This window comes from Streptomyces sp. WAC 06738, assembly GCF_003945505.1.
In the GTDB taxonomy this organism is placed as follows: Bacteria; Actinomycetota; Actinomycetes; order Streptomycetales; family Streptomycetaceae; genus Streptomyces.
Window position 1 is genome coordinate 2285659 of the sequence record NZ_CP029618.1, and the last position, 16973, is coordinate 2302631.

At 72.0% G+C, this 16973-nt stretch carries 16 protein-coding genes; 2 read left to right on the top strand and 14 right to left on the bottom strand.

All coding sequences use genetic code 11. From position 1 onward, the window contains the following. Positions 1 to 72 precede the first annotated feature (72 nt). Both DMB38_RS09615 and DMB38_RS09620 read right to left on the bottom strand, forming a co-directional pair. Positions 73 to 855, bottom strand: a complete 783-nt coding sequence (locus DMB38_RS09615) for a TIGR03936 family radical SAM-associated protein (RefSeq protein ID WP_125934812.1) — start codon at positions 853 to 855, stop codon at positions 73 to 75. Between the two features lie 205 nt (positions 856 to 1060). Beyond that, a complete protein-coding gene (locus tag DMB38_RS09620) occupies positions 1061 to 1615 on the bottom strand; it encodes a GNAT family N-acetyltransferase (protein ID WP_047015776.1) in 555 nt (184 codons plus the stop codon). A gap of 177 nt (positions 1616 to 1792) precedes the next feature. On the opposite strand from DMB38_RS09620, the gene DMB38_RS09625 reads away from it, so the two are divergent. Further along, positions 1793 to 2254, top strand: coding sequence for a hypothetical protein (locus tag DMB38_RS09625; RefSeq protein ID WP_125938923.1), 462 nt, complete (start codon positions 1793 to 1795; stop codon positions 2252 to 2254). A 192-nt stretch (positions 2255 to 2446) separates the two neighbouring features. Here the strand turns inward: DMB38_RS09625 and DMB38_RS09630 are convergent, their stop codons facing one another. From DMB38_RS09630 to DMB38_RS09645, 4 genes are all read right to left on the bottom strand, one after another. Then, positions 2447 to 2866: a rodlin gene (locus DMB38_RS09630; protein WP_125934813.1), complete on the bottom strand. Its 420-nt coding sequence runs from the start codon at positions 2864 to 2866 to the stop codon at positions 2447 to 2449. 128 nt (positions 2867 to 2994) lie between these two features. Continuing rightward, positions 2995 to 3306: a hypothetical protein gene (locus tag DMB38_RS09635; RefSeq protein WP_125934814.1), complete on the bottom strand. Its 312-nt coding sequence runs from the start codon at positions 3304 to 3306 to the stop codon at positions 2995 to 2997. A gap of 320 nt (positions 3307 to 3626) precedes the next feature. Beyond that, complete coding sequence (locus tag DMB38_RS09640) at positions 3627 to 5594, bottom strand: TIGR03960 family B12-binding radical SAM protein (protein WP_125934815.1); 1968 nt, start codon at positions 5592 to 5594, stop codon at positions 3627 to 3629. A 90-nt stretch (positions 5595 to 5684) separates the two neighbouring features. Beyond that, positions 5685 to 7316 (bottom strand): CYTH and CHAD domain-containing protein, encoded by a 1632-nt coding sequence (locus DMB38_RS09645; RefSeq protein WP_125934816.1) that lies wholly within the window; start codon positions 7314 to 7316, stop codon positions 5685 to 5687. 128 nt (positions 7317 to 7444) lie between these two features. Between DMB38_RS09645 and DMB38_RS09650 the strand changes: the two genes are divergently transcribed. Next, on the top strand, positions 7445 to 8002 hold the full coding sequence (locus DMB38_RS09650) for a DoxX family protein (RefSeq protein ID WP_125934817.1): 558 nt from the start codon (positions 7445 to 7447) through the stop codon (positions 8000 to 8002). Between the two features lie 51 nt (positions 8003 to 8053). On the opposite strand, the gene rodA is transcribed toward DMB38_RS09650, so the two are convergent. The 8 genes from rodA to DMB38_RS09690 all read right to left on the bottom strand — a co-directional run bounded on the left by rodA (position 8054) and on the right by DMB38_RS09690 (position 16970). Beyond that, entirely contained in the window at positions 8054 to 9253 is a 1200-nt protein-coding gene (gene rodA / locus DMB38_RS09655; protein WP_125934818.1) for a rod shape-determining protein RodA, read from the bottom strand. Next, positions 9250 to 11322, bottom strand: a complete 2073-nt coding sequence (gene mrdA / locus DMB38_RS09660) for a penicillin-binding protein 2 (protein ID WP_125934819.1) — start codon at positions 11320 to 11322, stop codon at positions 9250 to 9252. Before mrdA ends, rodA begins: the two co-directional genes overlap by 4 nt. Then, entirely contained in the window at positions 11319 to 12038 is a 720-nt protein-coding gene (mreD, locus tag DMB38_RS09665) for a rod shape-determining protein MreD (protein ID WP_125934820.1), read from the bottom strand. Before mreD ends, mrdA begins: the two co-directional genes overlap by 4 nt. A 4-nt stretch (positions 12039 to 12042) precedes the next feature. Then, positions 12043 to 13074, bottom strand: coding sequence for a rod shape-determining protein MreC (mreC, locus tag DMB38_RS09670; protein WP_125934821.1), 1032 nt, complete (start codon positions 13072 to 13074; stop codon positions 12043 to 12045). A 55-nt stretch (positions 13075 to 13129) separates the two neighbouring features. Then, positions 13130 to 14149 (bottom strand): rod shape-determining protein, encoded by a 1020-nt coding sequence (locus DMB38_RS09675; protein WP_047019910.1) that lies wholly within the window; start codon positions 14147 to 14149, stop codon positions 13130 to 13132. 250 nt (positions 14150 to 14399) lie between these two features. Then, on the bottom strand, positions 14400 to 14813 hold the full coding sequence (gene ndk, locus DMB38_RS09680; RefSeq protein WP_125934822.1) for a nucleoside-diphosphate kinase: 414 nt from the start codon (positions 14811 to 14813) through the stop codon (positions 14400 to 14402). A 101-nt stretch (positions 14814 to 14914) separates the two neighbouring features. After that, complete coding sequence (locus DMB38_RS09685) at positions 14915 to 15295, bottom strand: DUF4233 domain-containing protein (RefSeq protein WP_125934823.1); 381 nt, start codon at positions 15293 to 15295, stop codon at positions 14915 to 14917. Between the two features lie 91 nt (positions 15296 to 15386). After that, positions 15387 to 16970, bottom strand: coding sequence for a folylpolyglutamate synthase/dihydrofolate synthase family protein (locus tag DMB38_RS09690; protein ID WP_125934824.1), 1584 nt, complete (start codon positions 16968 to 16970; stop codon positions 15387 to 15389). Positions 16971 to 16973 lie beyond the last annotated feature (3 nt).

Genomic DNA, 16973 nt, shown 5'->3' on the forward strand with positions numbered 1-16973 from the left:
AGTCTGCTGGTCCATGCGCCTGCCGGGCCCGGGGTGGCTCCCTCGTCCACCGGCGGCGCTTCGACACCGTCCCTACCCGGTGCCGTCCCCTGCCATGGGCGGGGTTCCGCTCGCGACCTGCGGTGTGGCGGCGAGGGCCGTGGCATCGTCGCGGTCCGGCGCGAGCGGATCGGTCACCGTGCCGGTCTCCGCGTCGAGCGGCCCCTGCGCCAGCCTGGTCACCGCTGCCGGGACCGGCGGCGCCAGGTCAGCCGCGACTCGCAGGCCGGACAGGACGTCGTCGGGTCGTACGGCAGGTGTCAGGTGCCGCACTACCAGGCGCAGTATCGCACAAGGACCCGCCTGCGGCCTATCGCCCCCGTCCGGGAGCACATCGAGCGCGGCCACCGCGCCGCGCGTGTCGAAGGTCCTCATCCCCTTCTTCGTCTGCCGTTCCACCTCGACCGTCTCCGCGGCGAGGAAGGCGCGGACCGCCTCCTGCGCCGTGGCGGGCGGCACGCCGTCGAGCCGCAGCTCCCACACCGACGCCCCCAGCCGGTCGGCGAGTCCCGGGGCGCGGGCCTCGACGGCGTCGACGACGTCGAGACCGGCGGGCAGGGACTCGTCGAGCAGCGCGCGCAGCAGCTCCGGGTCGCGGGCCTCGGTGAGCGCGATCTCCAGGTACTCGGCCTCGCTCGCCGTCCCCGTGGGGGCGGCGTTCGCGTACGAGACCTTGGGGTGGGGGGTGAATCCCGCGGAGTACGCCATGGGCACCTCCGCCCGGCGCAGCGCCCGCTCGAAGGCGCGCTGGAAGTCGCGGTGACTGTTGAACCGGAGGCGGCCGCGCTTGGTGTAGCGGAGTCGGATGCGCTGCACCGCGGGTGCGGGCGGCGGGCCTTCGGGCTGTCGCTTGCCCAGAGTCGTTCAGTCCTTCGTCCGTGAGCTTGTCCTGCCCCAAGGGTACGTGCCCGCTTTTCCGGCGGCTCCGCTCAGTCGGACCTTCCGCTGCTCCTCTGGGTTCCCTCTGCGTCGTACGGACGCCGCGCCCGGCCGCCCGCGCCGCCGCGGGCCGCCCGCCGCGTTACTCCTTCGGCTCCCCCGTGGCGACCCAGTACCGCAGCTTGAGCCCCCGCCGGTCCTCGAACACGCCCCCGTTGGCCTCGATGACCTTCCGCGACGCGACGTTGTCGTGGTCGCAGGTCACCAGCACCTCCGCAAGCCCCAGACCGCGCGCCACCGGCAGCGCCTCGCGCAGCATGGCGGTGGCGTGGCCGCGGCGGCGGGCGGTGGGGCGGACGTCGTAGCCGATGTGCCCGCCCTGCTCCCGCAGCCAGCCGGTGAGCGAGTGCCGGATGGCGATCCGGCCGAGGTAGGCGTCCCCGTCCACATACCAGAGCGTGGTGCAGTGCACCCAGCCGGGGCGGATCATCGGGATGGTCTCGTCGGCCTCGGCGCGCAGCCCCGCGACGTACGAGGCGAAGACCGCGGGGTCGTGCCAGCGCCGGCGCCAGCGGCGCAGGTCCTGGCCGATGGACGTGTCGTCGCCGACCGCGCCCCTGCCCTCGGCCTCGAACTCCTTCATCGCCCCGGCGAAGGAGGCGCGGAATCGAATGTGGGGGGTGGTCAGTTGCGGCATCGCCCCATGCTTACGGCGTTCGGAGGGCCGCGGCAACCGGATAACCGGAGGTCACAGCGTATTCACAAATCAGTTGAGGCGGATGCGCACGGTGAGGCGCAAGGGAGAATTTCCGGTAATCAAGGGGTTTGTGGAAGCATGACACTGAAAGTGTCGTTTCCCTCACTGGTGGTGACCATGGGCCAGCACGCCTCCCGATTCCCCTCCCGTACACAACGCGCCCTGCTGCGCGCCGGCCTGACCGCGGCGGCGGCCGGGTCCGCGCTCGCGGCCGGCGGAGCCGCCGGGGCGGCCGCGGCGCCCGCGGACGGCCCGACGAGCAGGGTGCTCGACACGCTGGACGAGCTGAAGGTCGGTGAGGACAACAGGATCGACACCGACCAGGTGGCCGCGGCCCTGGCCGGCGTCTCCCAGGGCCTGGACACGACCAGGCAGAACGCGCTCCGGCCGCTGACGGCCCTCCAGCTCAACCCGATGGCCAAGACCGGCTCCGACCCGCTGGACAACTCGGTGGGCACCGCGGTCGGCGAGGGCGGTGCGCCGGTGAGCACGGCCGCGGTCACCGGGCCGCTGGCCGAGGGCGCCTCGCTGGGCGAGCTGCCGACGGCCGGCCCGGTCGTCGCGGGCCTCGTCGACTGAGGGCGGCCGCCCGGGAACCGGGCGGAGGACCGGCGCGGACGGCCCGCGGAGTTCGCTCCGCGGGCCGTCCGCGTGCGCCGGGGCCCGCCGCCGTCGTACGTCCCCGCCGTACGCGCCCCGCACAAGGCGCCGGCCCGGGGCGAGCAGGACTCGCCCCGGGCCGGGTACCGGGTTTCCCCGTATGGTGCGGACTCAGCCGGCGTCGTTGCCCGCGCCGTTGCCCGAGAGGATCGGGAAGTCGTCCAGCAGGTGGGACAGCGGGGCGTCGCCCTGGTCCGCGCTGGAGTTCTTGGCGCAGGTCTGGTTCTGGTTCTGGGCCAGGATCTCGTCCACGCCGACGTTGGCGAGGTTGATGACGTTGACGAGCTGCTTCGCATTCTTCGCGGCCTGCGGCAGTGCGATGCAGGGCTCGTTGAGCGAGCCGTTCACCAGGGCCATGTTCGGGCTCATGTAGCCGCCCGTCTGGGTATTGCCGTAGGCCTGCGTCGAGCCGTTGCCGTTGGCGTACGGGCCGTCGCCGCTGTCGTCGGCGGCGAACGCCTGCGGGGCGGCCATCGCCGAGGCGCCGAGCATGGTGACGGCAACCGCCGCGGTCTTCAGGTACTTCTTCATGATGTTCTTTCCTTTTCCACCTGAGGGAACAACGATGCGGGCACGCTGTACAACTCCGCACCCTTGAGTGAGTTATCCGGAACCGCCCGTTCGGACGATCGGATTGTGTCCGGAGCGAAACCGACCGCTCAGGAGCCGCCGCGCGACTCCGCACCGGCGGGCGCCAGGGTGTTCTGTGGCAGGGCGCCCTGGATGACATCGTGCGCCGCATCGTCGACCGGCCGGGTCAGCTCCCGGACCGCAGGCCCGTCGACCGGCAGGTTGTGCTGCACCAGTTCGGTCGGCGGCTGGTTGACCAGACCCTCCACGGCCTGCTGGGCCGCGGCGTCCAGACTGAGGTCCGGGCTGGTGAGTCCGGGGTCGACTGCGCCCGCCGGCCCCGCGGCGCCGAGTGCCAGGGCGGCACCGCACAGGACCACGGCAGACTTGACGTACTTCATCGGCATCCTTTCCGCCACGGAGTCTTCGGGCGAACTCCTCACCGTCGAAGCGACGGCCGTTCTCCCGAAACCCCACCTTCGTTAGTCGAAACGAGGGCGGCGCGCCGACGACACGGCACGGGAAATAATCGCGTACAAGTCCCCCGTGCGGAGCAATGATGCGATTGTCGGCGTAACGCGGAAAAGCGGCGGCCGAATGCCATGAAATGCCACCCAGGACGGGCACGGAAAAGCCCAGGGCCGGCATTCAGGCCCTGGGCGCACCCGTATTGTCGCCCGCGTGTACGGGCCTCGTCCGCCGGCCCGAAGGCCGGCCCGCGTCACCCCTCGTTTGCGCCCGTCCGGCCGTTGACCACGCTCAGCGGCAGCAGCTTCTTGCCCGTCGGGCCGATCTGGATCTCCGTGTCGAGCTGCGGGCAGACGCCGCAGTCGAAGCAGGGCGTCCAGCGGCAGTCCTCGACCTCGGTCTCGTCGAGCGCGTCCTGCCAGTCCTCCCAGAGCCAGTCCTTGTCCAGGCCGGAGTCCAGGTGGTCCCAGGGCAGGACCTCCTCGTAGGAGCGCTCGCGGGTCGTGTACCAGTCGACGTCCACGCCGTGCGCCGGCAGGGCCTTCTCCGCGGAGCGCATCCAGCGCTCGTACGAGAAGTACTCCCGCCAGCCGTCGAAGCGGCCGCCGTCCTCGTAGACCGCGCGGATGACGTCGCCGACGCGGCGGTCGCCGCGGGAGAGCAGGCCCTCGACGATGCCGGGCTTGCCGTCGTGGTAGCGGAAGCCGATGGCGCGGCCGTGCCGCTTGTCGGCGCGGATACGGTCGCGCAACTTCTCGAGACGGGCGTCGGTGTCCTCGGCGGAGAGCTGCGGGGCCCACTGGAACGGCGTGTGCGGCTTGGGCACGAAGCCGCCGATGGAGACGGTGCAGCGGATGTCGTTGGACCGCGCGACCTCGCGCCCCTTGGCGATGACCTTGGCCGCCATGTCCGCGATCTGCACGACGTCCTCGTCGGTCTCGGTCGGCAGCCCGCACATGAAGTAGAGCTTGACCTGCCGCCAGCCGTTGCCGTACGCGGTGGCGACGGTGCGGATCAGGTCCTCCTCCGAGACCATCTTGTTGATGACCTTGCGGATGCGCTCCGTGGCGCCCTCGGGGGCGAAGGTGAGGCCGGAGCGGCGGCCGTTGCGCGTCAGCTCGTTGGCCAGGTCGATGTTGAAGGCGTCGACCCGGGTGGAGGGCAGCGACAGGCCGACCTTCTCCTCCTCGTAGCGGTCGGCGAGGCCCTTGGCGACGTCGCCGATCTCGCTGTGGTCGGCCGACGACAGCGACAGCAGGCCGACCTCCTCGAAGCCGGTGGCCTTCAGGCCCCTGTCGACCATCTCTCCGATGCCGGTGATGCTGCGCTCCCGTACCGGCCGGGTGATCATGCCCGCCTGGCAGAAACGGCAGCCGCGGGTGCAGCCGCGGAAGATCTCGACGCTCATCCGCTCGTGCACGGTCTCGGCCATCGGCACCAGCGGCTGCTTCGGGTACGGCCACTCGTCGAGGTCCATGACGGTGTGCTTGGAGACCCGCCACGGCACGCCGGAGCGGTTCGGTACGACCCGGGCGATGCGGCCGTCGGGCAGGTACTCCACGTCGTAGAAGGACGGGACGTACACCCCGCCGGTCTTCGCCAGCCGCAGCAGCAGCTCCTCGCGCCCGCCCGGACGGCCCTCGGCCTTCCACGCCTTGACGATGTCGGTCATCGTCAGCACCGCCTGCTCGCCGTCGCCGATCACCGCGCAGTCCACGAAGGCGGCGATCGGCTCCGGGTTGAACGCGGCGTGCCCGCCCGCGACGACGATCGGGTCGTCGTCGCCGCGGTCGGCGGCGGCCAGCGGGATGCCGGCGAGGTCGAGGGCGGTCAGCAGGTTGGTGTAGCCCAGCTCGGTGGCGAAGGAGACGCCGAGCAGGTCGAAGGCGCGCACGGGACGGTGGCTGTCCACGGTGAACTGCGGCACGTCGTGCGCGCGCATCAGCTCCTCCAGGTCGGGCCACACGCTGTACGTGCGCTCGGCGAGGGTGTCCGCGCGCTCGTTCAGCACCTCGTAGAGAATCATGACGCCCTGGTTGGGGAGGCCGACCTCGTAGGCGTCCGGGTACATCAGCGCCCAGTGGACGTCGACCGCGTCCCAGTCCTTGACGGTGGAGTTCAGCTCACCGCCGACGTACTGGATCGGCTTCTGGACGTGCGGGAGGAGGGCTTCCAGGCGGGGGAAGACCGACTCGACGGTGGGTGCGGGCACGGCAGTCATCGGGAAAGCTGTCCTCGTCGGTCCTGTGGTACGTACGCGGGTGACCATCCAGCGTAGCGCGCGCCCCGCGCGTGCCCCTCTTCACGCTGCTCAGAGATGCTTCCGGGACAACCGCGGGAGCCGGTCGCGCAGCTCCGCCGCGCGCGCCTCCTCACGCGCGTAGAGGACGCCGTACGTGAACGAGGGCTCCCCCGCGGCCTGCGCCTGCACCGCGATCTCGCGCAGCGCGGACCGCGCCAGCACCCCGTCCTGGTAGTCGCCCAGCAACTCCTGGACCTCCCGCATCAGCGACGTGACGGTCTTGGCCTCCCGGCCCAGCGCGGGGCGGGCGACCTCGGCCGCGTAGCGGGTGCGCTTGGCGGCCTTGCGGGTCTCGTGGATGGCGGTGTCGCGGTCGGGGCCCGGCGCGAGGTCGAAGGTCTCCTGGAGGGAGCCGGCGAAGCGGCGGTACTGGCGGTCGACGGCCTTGCGTACCACGGGCTCCGCGGGGCGTTCCGCGGCGGTGCGCAGCGGCGGGTCGGAGAGGATCGCGTCGAGGGCGTCGAGCAGGGCGAGATAGCGGCGGCCGTCGAGCACGGCGACGATGCGGCGCCGGGAGCCGGTGCGGCGGGCGGCGGACCAGGTGCGCAGCCGGCCGCGGACGGGGCCGAGGACGAGCGGGCGGTCCAGCTCCGCGAGAGCGGCGTGGATGCGCTCGGTGAGCACCTCGCGGTCGCGGTCGACGCCGAGTTCGCCGGCCAGCCAGCGGAGTTCCGCGGAGACCGGGTCGGTGACGGTGCGGTCGAGCACGGCGCGGTAGCTGCGGAAGGTGCTGCGCAGCCGGCGGCTGGCGACGCGCATCTGGTGCACGGCGTCGGGCTGGTCGCGGCGGACGGCGGGGTCGAGTTCGACGACGGCGGTGATCTGGGCGCGTACGTAGTCGAGGACGAGGTCGCCGGCGGTGCGGGCGGCGGGCTCGGGGGGCTGCTTGCCGGCGGCTTTCTTCTTGTCCCCCTTCTTGCCCGCGCCCTTCTTGCCCGGCTTCTGCTTGTCCGCGCTCTTCTTCTTGCCGTCCTTGCCGCCCTTGCCGGTTTTCGGCTTCTTGTCGTTCTTCTTGTCGCCCTTCTCCTTCCGCTCCTCCGTCTCCGCCAGCGCCCGCGCCAGCTTCGACGGCGCCGTGGAACGCCGCAGCCCCGCCCCGGTGAGCGCCGCGTCCACCGCGTCCAGCACCTCCGGGTCTCCCCCGGCGCTCAGCTCGGCCTCCACCTCGGCCCACCGCGCCGTCGCCCCCGTCTCCGGCCGCTCCGCGGTCACCCGGTCGACGGAGACTTCCGCGACCTGTTCGCCGTCGGCGTCGAGCAGTTGGTGGACGTCCCGCTCCGTGCGGATGCGGACGACGGGCGCCAGCTCGGCGTCGCGCGTACGGGAGCGGACGAGGGCCGCGAGGCGGCGCGGGATGCCCTCGCCGAGCGGGGCGCGGATCTCGTCGCGTACGCCCGCGGCCACCGGCAGCTTCAGATGCCAGCCCGCGTCGTCGCCGCCCGTGCGGCGGCGCAGGGTGATGCCGTCGGCCGCCAGCCGGCGGGCGGCCGTGTCGTAGTAGACGGCGTCGAGCAGAGCGGTGCCCTGGTCGATCACCGACGCCACGCCGTCGACGCCCGTCAGGTCCGGCAGCGGGGGCAGTTCGCGGGTGCCCGCCGTGGCCTCGTACTTCCGCTCGATCTCGCGCACCGTGTCCACCATGAAACGAATTTAGCCGCGGATGGGCGAGGGGTCATGAGGTGCGCGGCGCCGGATCACGGGAATGTGCCGGGTGGCGAGGGTCCCGGGGGTGTCCTAGCGTCGCGCCTGGAACGACAAGGAGCTCGCCCATGGCCCAGACGCGCACCATCCCCGCCATCAGCTACGCCGAGGACATCGACGAGGGCGTGACCGGTGTGGACGCCGGGCTGCTGGTGCTGCGGGCGGTGGTCGGCGTGATCCTGGCGGGGCACGGGGCGCAGAAGCTCCTCGGCTGGTTCGATGGCCCGGGGTTCGACGCGACGGCGGCGACGCTGGCCCAGGCCGGCTATCCCTCCGGGCGGACGATGACGTGGGTGCTGGGGCTGAGCGAGATCGTGGGCGGGTTCGCGCTGGTCATCGGCTTCCTCACGCCGTTGGCGGCCGCCGCGGTGATCGGCGTGATGATCAACGCGGTCGCCCTCAAGTGGGGCTACGACTGGAGCGGCCCGATCGCGGCGACGGATCCGCGGGGCATCGAGTACGAGTTCCTGCTCGGCGCCGCGGGCGTGGCGCTGGCGCTGACCGGGGCGGGGCTGGTCTCCGTGGACGGTGCGCTCGGGCGCGGCGGGCGGCTCGCGCCGGGGGTGGCCGCGGTGCTCCTGGGGGTGGCGGCGGGGGTGGGCGTGCTCTTCCTGCGGCGGCTGTAGCGCGGGCGGGCCCCGGCTCCGTAGCGCCGGGGCCTCACCTCGCAGCGGCGCTCAGGCGGAGAGGGGCCGCTGCGCCTTGATGGACTGGAGCAATCCCACCGCGATCCACACCGCGAACATCGACGAGCCGCCGTAGCTGACGAACGGCAGCGGCAGGCCCGCCACCGGCATGATGCCGAGCGTCATCCCGATGTTCTCGAACGCCTGGAACGCGAACCACGCCACCACGCCCGCCGCCACGATCGTGCCGTACAGGTCGCTGGCGTCCCGCGCGATCCGGCAGGCCCGCCAGAGCATCACGCCGAGCAGCACCAGGATGAGTCCCGCGCCGACGAAGCCCAGTTCCTCGCCCGCGACCGTGAAGATGAAGTCGGTCTGCTGCTCGGGCACGAACTGGCCGGTCGTCTGGCTGCCCTCGCCCAGGCCCTTGCCGGTCGCGCCGCCGGAGCCGATGGCGATACGGGCCTGGTTGGTGTTGTAGCCGACGCCCGCCGGGTCGAGCGCCGGGTTGGCGAAGGCGGCGAAGCGGGCCACCTGGTACTCGTCGAGCATGCCCAGCGAGACGATCAGCGCCGCGCCGCCGACGCCCGCCAGCACCAGCCCCAGCACCCAGCGGTTCGACGCGCCGGAGGCCAGCAGCACGCCCAGCACGATCGACGTCAGCACCATCGCCGAGCCGAGGTCCGGCATGAGCACGACGATCCCGATGGGCACCGCGGCCAGGCCGAGGGCCTGGACGACGGTGCGGTGGTCGGGGTGCTCGCGGTCGCCCGCGTCGACCCGGGCGGCGAGGATCATCGCCATCCCCAGGATGATCGTGATCTTGGTGAACTCGGCCGGCTGGACCGTGAAGCCGCCGCCGAGGTCGAGCCAGGCGCGGGAGCCGTTGATGGTGCTGCCCAGCGGGCTGAGCACCATCGCGACGAGCACCAGCGACAGACCGTAGAGCACGGGCACCACCCCGCGCAGCGTGCGGTGGCCCACCCAGATGGTGGCGGCCATCAGCGCGATGCCGATGGTGGTGAAGATCGCGTGCCTTATCACGAAGAAGTACGGGTCGCCGCCGGTGAGGTCGTCGCGGTTGCGGGTCGCCGACCAGACCAGCGCCGTGCCCAGGACGGAGAGGGCGAGCCCGGAGAACATCAGCATCCAGTCGACCCGGCGCACCAGCGAGTCGCGCGCGGTCAGCCTGCCCCACGTGCCCAGCTCGGGGGTGAAGCGCCGGACCGAGTACCCCTCTGCGGCCGTCATCGCGCCTCGATCCTGCCGTCCGGCGAGATCTTCGGCAGCTTCTTCTCCGGCTCGGGCAGCAGCGCCTTCTTCTTGCCGCCGACACCGTAGAGCGCGTCGTAGACGGCGCGGACCGCGGGCGCCGAGGCACCGGAGCCGGTGCCGCCCTGGGACATGGTCATGACGATCGCGTATTCGTCGGTGTACGTCGCGAACCACGAGGTCGTCTGCTTGCCGTAGACCTCTGCGGTGCCGGTCTTCGCGTGCATCGGGATCTTCTCCTGCGGCCAGCCGCCGAAGCGCCAGGCGGCGGTGCCGCGGGTGGCGACGCCCGCGAGGGCATCGTCCATGGCCGCGCGCGTCTCCTTGTCCATCGGCAGCTTGCCGTGCTCCTCCGGCTCGATCATGTCGACCTTCTTGCCGTCGGCGCTGACGATGGCCTTGCCGACGGTCGGCTTGTAGAGCGTGCCGCCGTTGGCGAGGGCCGCGTACATCGTCGCCATCTGTATCGGGGTGACGAGCGTGTCGCCCTGACCGATGGAGTAGTTGACGGAGTCACCGGCGCGCATCTGCATGCCCTCCCGGCAGTTCTCGTACGCGATGCGCTGGGCGTAGTCGCCGTCCTTCTTGCCCTGCTTGCACCAGGCGTCCTTGTTGGCCCGCCAGTAGTCCTTCTTCCACTGCCGGTCGGGCACCCGGCCGGGGACCTCGTTGGGGAGGTCGACGCCGGTCTCCGCGCCGAGGCCGAACTGGTGCGCGGTCTTGTAGAACCAGTCGTCGGGCTTCTTCTTCGGCTTGATCCCGCCGTCGTTCTGCCACTCCTGGTGCGCCAGCCGGTAGTAGACCGTGTCGCAGGAGACCTCCAGCGCGCGGCCGAGGCCGATGGCGCCGTAGCTCTGCGACTCGAAGTTCTTGAAGACCTGGCCGCCGATGCTGTAGTCGCTGCTGCACTCGTAGCTGCCGTCGAAGTCGTACCCGGCGTTGACCGCGGCCGCCGTCGGGATCGGCTTGAAGATCGAGCCGGGGGCCGACTGGCCCTGGATCGCCCGGTTGAGCAGCGGATAGTTGGCCTTCTTGCCGGTGAGCCTCTTGTACGTGCCGGAGTCGATGCCGCCGACCCAGTCGTTCGGGTCGTACGACGGGTTGGACGCCATGGCGACGATGCGGCCGGTGTCGGCCTCCATCACCACCATCGCGCCGGAGTCCGCCTTGTAGTTCGTGCCGGTGTTGTCGTCGAACTCGGTGCGGGCCTTCTCCATCGCCTTCTCCAGCTCCACCTCGGCCAGCGCCTGCACCCGCGAATCGATGCTCGTGACCAGGTTGGAGCCGGGCACGCCCGGCTGCTTGTCGGCCTCTCCTATCACCCGGCCGAGCTTGTCGACGCGGTAGTTCGTCACCCCGGCCTGGCCGCGCAGCTCGGAGTCGTAGGAGCGCTCCAGGCCCGAGCGGCCGATCTGGTCGGTGCGCAGCAGCGGGTTGTCGCTGTCCTCGGCGTCGGCGATCTCCTCGTCGGTGACCGGGGAGAGATAGCCGAGCACCTGGGCGGTGTTCGCGTCGTTCGGCGAGCCATAGCGGCGGACGGCGCTGGGCTCCGCGGTGATGCCGGGGAACTCCTCGGCACGCTCGCGGATCTGCAGCGCCTGGCGGGCCGTGGCCTCGTCGGTGATGGGGATCGGCTGGTACGGGGAGCCGTTCCAGCAGGGCTTGGGGGTCTTGGCGTCGCAGAGCCGGACCCGCTCCATGACCGTCTTGGGGTCCATGCCGAGCACGTCGGCGAGCTTGGTCAGTATCGCCTCGCCGTCGTCGTCCATCTTCATCAGGTCGGTGCGGCTGGCGGAGACCACGAGGCGGGTCTCGTTGTCGGCGAGCGGTTCGCCGCGGGAGTCGAGGATGGAGCCGCGTACGGCGGGCTCGATGACCTGCTGGACGTGGTTGCCGGCGGCCTCCGCCTCGTACTCGTCGCCGTTGCGGATCTGCAGGTACCACAGCCGGCCGCCGAGCGTGAGCAGCAGCGAGAGCACGAGGACCTGGATGCCGACGAGCCGGACGGTGACCCGGGTGGACTTGCCGGTCTCCGGGATGTTGGTCACAGCCGCTTCACCCCTTTGATGCGGGTGGCCTTGGCGGACTTGGACTTGGGGCCGAACAGGTTGCCGCGCTGCCGGCCGATGCCGCCGCGGCCGTAGGAACGGGCGCGCTTGACGGCGGTGCGGCTGACCGTGCCGCCGGCCAGCCAGCGGTACGAGGAGTCGCCCGCGGCCGAGCCGCCGGTGGCGGTCTCGGCGGCCTCGGCGGTCGTGCCCCGGTCGGCCTTGCGGGCCAGCGCCATCACCAGCGGCACGGTGAACGGGGCGAGCAGCAGGTCGTAGATCGCGGCGGTGAAGACCAGGCTGCCCAGGCCCACGCCGCGCACCGAGCCCTCGCCGACGAGGGCGCCGACGCCCGCGTAGAGCAGCGTGGAGCCGACGGCGGCGCAGCCGACGACCATCATCGGGCCCGCGGCGCTGCGCACCTGGCCGGTCTCGGGCTTGATGAGCCCGGCGAGGTAGCCGATGACGGCGAGCACGAGGGCGTAGCGGCCCACGGCGTGGTCGGCGGGCGGCGCGATGTCGGCGAGCAGTCCTGCGGTGAAGCCGACGAGGGCGCCGCCGACGTGCCCGTAGACCATCGCGAGGGCGAGGACGACGAGGAGCGTCAGATCGGGTACGGCGCCGGGCAGATGGAGCCTGGCGAGCACGGTGACCTGGAAGACGAGGGCGGTCACCAGCAGCGAGGCGCAGAGCAGGACGCGGTTCACGTGCCTCATGCGGTCAGTTCACGTCCTCTCCGGCTGCGGGGCCCCCGGCGGCGGGATCGGCCGCCGGGTCCTCGCCGGCGCCGGCACCGGCCCCGGCGTCCGTCTCGCCCTCGGCCGCGCCGCCGTCCGTCTCGCCCTCCCCGCCCGGGGGGACGGTGACGGTGACGGTGGGCGTCGGGGTGGCCTTCGGCGCGGGCGGCAGGACCGTGTCGCGCGGGTCGTCACGGGGCGGCTGGACGACGACCCCGACGATGTCGAGCCGGGTGAAGGAGGCGTACGGCTCGACGTACACGGTGCGGGTGACGTCGCCGACCGGCTCGACCGACGAGACGACTCCTATCGGCACGCCCGGCACGAACGGCCGCGATTCGCTGGAGCCGAAGGTCACCAGCCGGTCGCCCTTCGCCACCTTCAGCTTGCCGTTGAGCAGTTCGACCTTCATGGGCCGGTCGCCCTGGCCGGTGGCGAAGCCCAGCTCGCTGGTCTTCTCCAGCCGGGTGCCGACGGTGAAGTCCGGGTCGTTGGCGAGCAGCACGGTGGCCGTGGACGGCCCGACGGTGGTGACGCGGCCGACGAGGCCGTCGCCGTTGAGTACGGTCATGTCCCGCTCCAGGCCGTCCCGGGAGCCGGCGTCGATGGTCACGGTCCAGGACAGGCCCTGGGCCGCTCCTATGGCGATGACCTGGGCCCCCTTGATTCCGTAGCGCCCGGCGCCCGCGGTTTTGAGGATCTTGTCCAGCTCGGCGGCGCGGGCGCGGTTGCGGTCGTCGCTGCCGAGTCGCTGCTTCAGCTCGGCGTTCTGCCGCTGCAGCTCGGCGATCCTGTCGTGCCTGTCCCCCGACTCGCGGACCGCCTCGATCGCGTTGCCCACCGGGTCGACCACCGTCGCGACGCCGTTCTCGACGGGCCCCAACGCCGCCGCGGCCCCCCGCTTCGTGGCGTCCAGGGGAGAGTCGTCCCCGCCCCGGATGTCGACCGTGATCAGCGCGAACGAGATGGTGATGAGCAGCAGGAGCAGGACCCGGCTCTCTCGTGTGTCCCTCACGTGCTTCCGAAGCGCCTTCCTGGGTGTCCCGGCGGTGGGGTGCGGACTTGGGGGGCTAACGACGGGGCTGCGCGTCCAGCACCTGCTGCAGCGCCTCGAACTCCTCGACGCACTTGCCGGAGCCGAGCGCGACGGAGTCGAGCGGCTCCTCGGCGAGGTGGATCGGCATCCCCGTCTCGTGCCGCAGCCGCTCGTCGAGGCCGGCCAGCAGCGCGCCGCCCCCGGTGAGCACGATGCCGCGGTCCATGATGTCGCCGGAGAGCTCCGGCGGGCACTTGTCGAGCGTCGTCTTGACCGCGTCGACGATCGCGTTGAGCGGTTCCTCCATGGCCTTGCGGACCTCGGCGGAGGAGATCACGACCGTCTTCGGCAGCCCGCTGACCAGGTCGCGGCCGCGGATCTCGGTGTGCTCGTCGCGGTCGGTGTCGTACGCGGAGCCGATGGTGATCTTGATGTTCTCTGCGGTGCGCTCGCCGAGCAGGAGGCTGTACTCCTTCTTGATGTGCTGGATGATCGCGTTGTCCAGCTCGTCCCCGGCGACCCGGATGGACTGCGCCGTGACGATGCCGCCGAGGGAGATCACCGCGACCTCGGTGGTGCCGCCGCCGATGTCCACGACCATGTTCCCCGTCGCCTCGTGCACCGGGAGCCCCGAGCCGATGGCCGCCGCCATGGGCTCCTCGATGATGTGCACCTGGCGCGCGCCCGCCTGGGTCGACGCCTCGATGACCGCGCGGCGCTCGACTCCCGTGATGCCGGAGGGGACGCAGACGACGACGCGCGGACGGGCGAGGTAGCGGCGCTTGTGGATCTTCAGGATGAAGTAGCGCAGCATCCGCTCGGTGATCTCGAAGTCGGCGATGACGCCGTCCTTCAGCGGGCGCACCGCCACGATGTTGCCCGGGGTGCGGCCGATCATCTTCTTCGCCTCGGCGCCGACCGCGAGGATGCCGCCCGTGTTGGTGTTGATGGCAACGACCGACGGCTCGTTCAGGACGATGCCCCGGCCTCTGACGTACACCAACGTGTTGGCGGTCCCAAGGTCGACGGCCATGTCACGGCCGATGAAGCTCATGTTGTTCGCCATGGGGTACGTCTGGCCTTCCAGGGTGATGGCGGACGGGGGTCGGCAGCAGGGCGACGCGCGCTACGGCCCGTAGGGGCCATCGTAGTCTCGCGAGGTCGCGGAGGGAGCGAGGGTGTCGCAGTCAATACGGCACCGTGTCGGTTGCGCATGCCCCCTTTTCGCTTGCACATGCCAAGAGGCGACCGAATGATCCGGTCGCCTCTCCGGGGCACGGGTCCGCTGCCGACCTGCGGGGACGTCAGGCGAGGTCGGGGAAGAACAGCTTCAGCTCGCGTGCGGCGGATTCCTCGGAGTCCGAGGCGTGCACGAGGTTCTCACGGACGACGGTGCCGAAGTCGCCGCGGATGCTGCCGGGCGCGGCGGCGATCGGGTCGGTGGGCCCGGACAGGGCGCGGACTCCCTCGATGACCCGCTCGCCCTCGACCACGAGCGCGACGACGGGTCCCGAGGCCATGAACTCCACCAGGGGCTCGTAGAACGGGCGGCCCACGTGCTCGGCGTAGTGCTGCTCCAGGATCGAGCGGTCGAGGGTGCGCAGCTCGAGCGCGGCGATCGACCAGTCGGCCTTCCGCTCGATCCGGCCGATGATCTCGCCGACCAGCCCGCGGCGGACCGCGTCGGGCTTGAGGAGGACGAGCGTGCGCTGGCTCATGTACGGCTCCTGGCAGTGCGTTGCTGGATTCGGGGGAATCCGACCTTACCCGGCCCCCCGCGGGCGCCCGCACGCATCCCGGCCTCCGGCGGCCACGGCGGCTACGCCGGGGCGCCGCCGGGTTCGGCGGGGGCGCCGCCGGTCTGCTCCGCGGCGGCGCGGGCGCGCGCCGCCTTGGCCTCGTCGACGATCCGGCCGTAGTGCACCGACGCCCACCACAGGGCGGCGAAGACCGCGCCCAGGAAGAACATCGACGGCACCACGAAGCCGGAGGCGATCAGCGCGATCTGCAGCCCCCAGCCGACCTGCACGGCGCCGGGGCGCCCGAGCATCCCGCAGAGCAGCACGCACAGCACCATGGCGGCGCCGCTGACCCCCCAGATCGTGCCGTTCGACAGGTCGGACTGCTGCATCGCGACGAGACCCGTCAGGCCGACGACCAGGATCTCGCCGATCAGCGTGCTCGCACAGAGCGTGCGCATCGCTCGCCCTTCTCTTCGGTTCCAGCGGGGTGACGGACCCGGCGCGGCGGGCACCGGCGCGCTCGTCCCTCCCCGCCAGGGTAGTCCCCCGCTACTTTGCGCCCAGCAGCAGCCGGGCCTCTCCGGCGGTGATGACGGAGCCGGTGACCAGCACGCCCGCGCCCGCGTACTCGTCCTCCTCCTCCGCCAGCGTGATGGCCGCCTCCAGGGCGTCGTCCAGCCGCGGCTCGACCTGGACCCGCTCGCTGCCGAAGACCTCGACGGCGATGGCCGCCAGCTCGTCCGGGTCCATGGCGCGGGTGGTCGAGTTCCGGGTGATGACGACTTCGGAGAAGATCGGCTCGAACGCCTCCAGCACGCCGCGCACGTCCTTCTCCCGGCTGGTGCCGACGACGCCGACCAACCGGCTGAAGCCGAACGCCTCCTGCACGCCCGCGGCGGTGGCCAGCGCGCCGGCCGGGTTGTGGGCGGCGTCGAGGATGACGGTGGGCGAGGTCCGTACGACCTCGAGGCGGCCCGGCGAGGTGACGGCGGCGAACGCGCGCCTGACGGTGTCCGCGTCGAGGCTGCGGGCGTGCTCGGAGCCGACGCCGAAGAACGCCTCGACGGCGGCGAGCGCCACCGCGGCGTTGTGCGCCATGTGCTCGCCGTGCAGCGGCAGGAAGACCTCCGGGTACTCGCCGCCGAGGCCGCGCAGCGTCAGCAACTGCCCGCCGACCGCGACCTCCCGGCTCAGCACCCCGAACTCCATGCCCTCGCGGGCCACGGTCGCGTCCATCTCGACGGCCCGCTTGAGGATGACCTGCGCGGCGTCGACGGGCTGCTGGGCCATGATCACGACGGTGCCCGTGCCGCCGCCGGGGGGCGTCGCGGTCTTCTTGACGATCCCCGCCTTGTCCGCGGCGATGGCGCCCGGGGTGTCCCCCAGCAGCCGGCTGTGGTCGACGGCGATGGGGGTGACGACGGCGACGGAGGCGTCGATGACGTTCGTGCTGTCCCAGGTGCCGCCGAGGCCGACCTCGACGACCGCCACGTCCACCGGGGCCTCGGCGAACGCGGCGAAGGCCATCGCGGTGAGCATCTCGAAGAACGACAGCGGGTGCTCCTGCCGGGCGTCGACCAGCTCCGCGTACGGCTTCAGCTCGCGGTACGTCTCCACGAACCGCTCCGCGTCGATCGGCGTTCCGTCCAGGCCGATCCGCTCCGTGATCGACTGCAGGTGCGGGCTGGTGAAGCGGCCCGTGCGCAGGTCGCAGGCGACCAGCAGGGCCTCGATCATGCGGGCCGTGGAGGACTTGCCGTTCGTGCCCGTCAGATGGATCGAGGGATAGGCCCGCTGCGGCTCGCCGAGGATGTCGAGCAGCGCCTGGATGCGCTCCAGCGACGGGTCGATGCGCGTCTCCGGCCAGCGCGCCAGCAGCTCCGCCTCGGCCTCGCGCAGCGCGCGCGCCACCTCGGGGTCCGCGGGCACCGCGGGCACGCCGTCACCGGCGGGCGGGCCGCCCTGCGCGCGCAGCGTGCGGCTGCCGGCCTCGATGACGGCGAGGTCGGGATCGCGGTCGGTCTCCGTGCCGACGATCTCCTCGAAGGCATCGTCTTCGGGGCCGCCCGGGGTGTCCGGGCTGCCGGGGGTCTCGTCCGGGTCGGGACCAGCGGGTTCTTCGCGGGCGCTCACGGT

What these genes read in the sequence shown, in the direction of transcription:
- DMB38_RS09620 (WP_047015776.1), bottom strand. Translation starts at nt 1,615, where the DNA reads ATGCCGCAACTGACCACCCCCCACATTCGATTCCGCGCCTCCTTCGCC.
- DMB38_RS09625 (WP_125938923.1), top strand. Translation starts at nt 1,793, where the DNA reads ATGGGCCAGCACGCCTCCCGATTCCCCTCCCGTACACAACGCGCCCTG.
- DMB38_RS09630 (WP_125934813.1), bottom strand. Translation starts at nt 2,866, where the DNA reads ATGAAGAAGTACCTGAAGACCGCGGCGGTTGCCGTCACCATGCTCGGC.
- DMB38_RS09635 (WP_125934814.1), bottom strand. Translation starts at nt 3,306, where the DNA reads ATGAAGTACGTCAAGTCTGCCGTGGTCCTGTGCGGTGCCGCCCTGGCA.
- DMB38_RS09640 (WP_125934815.1), bottom strand. Translation starts at nt 5,594, where the DNA reads ATGACTGCCGTGCCCGCACCCACCGTCGAGTCGGTCTTCCCCCGCCTG.
- DMB38_RS09645 (WP_125934816.1), bottom strand. Translation starts at nt 7,316, where the DNA reads ATGGTGGACACGGTGCGCGAGATCGAGCGGAAGTACGAGGCCACGGCG.
- DMB38_RS09650 (WP_125934817.1), top strand. Translation starts at nt 7,445, where the DNA reads ATGGCCCAGACGCGCACCATCCCCGCCATCAGCTACGCCGAGGACATC.
- rodA (WP_125934818.1), bottom strand. Translation starts at nt 9,253, where the DNA reads ATGACGGCCGCAGAGGGGTACTCGGTCCGGCGCTTCACCCCCGAGCTG.
- mreD (WP_125934820.1), bottom strand. Translation starts at nt 12,038, where the DNA reads ATGAGGCACGTGAACCGCGTCCTGCTCTGCGCCTCGCTGCTGGTGACC.
- DMB38_RS09675 (WP_047019910.1), bottom strand. Translation starts at nt 14,149, where the DNA reads ATGAGCTTCATCGGCCGTGACATGGCCGTCGACCTTGGGACCGCCAAC.
- ndk (WP_125934822.1), bottom strand. Translation starts at nt 14,813, where the DNA reads ATGAGCCAGCGCACGCTCGTCCTCCTCAAGCCCGACGCGGTCCGCCGC.
- DMB38_RS09685 (WP_125934823.1), bottom strand. Translation starts at nt 15,295, where the DNA reads ATGCGCACGCTCTGTGCGAGCACGCTGATCGGCGAGATCCTGGTCGTC.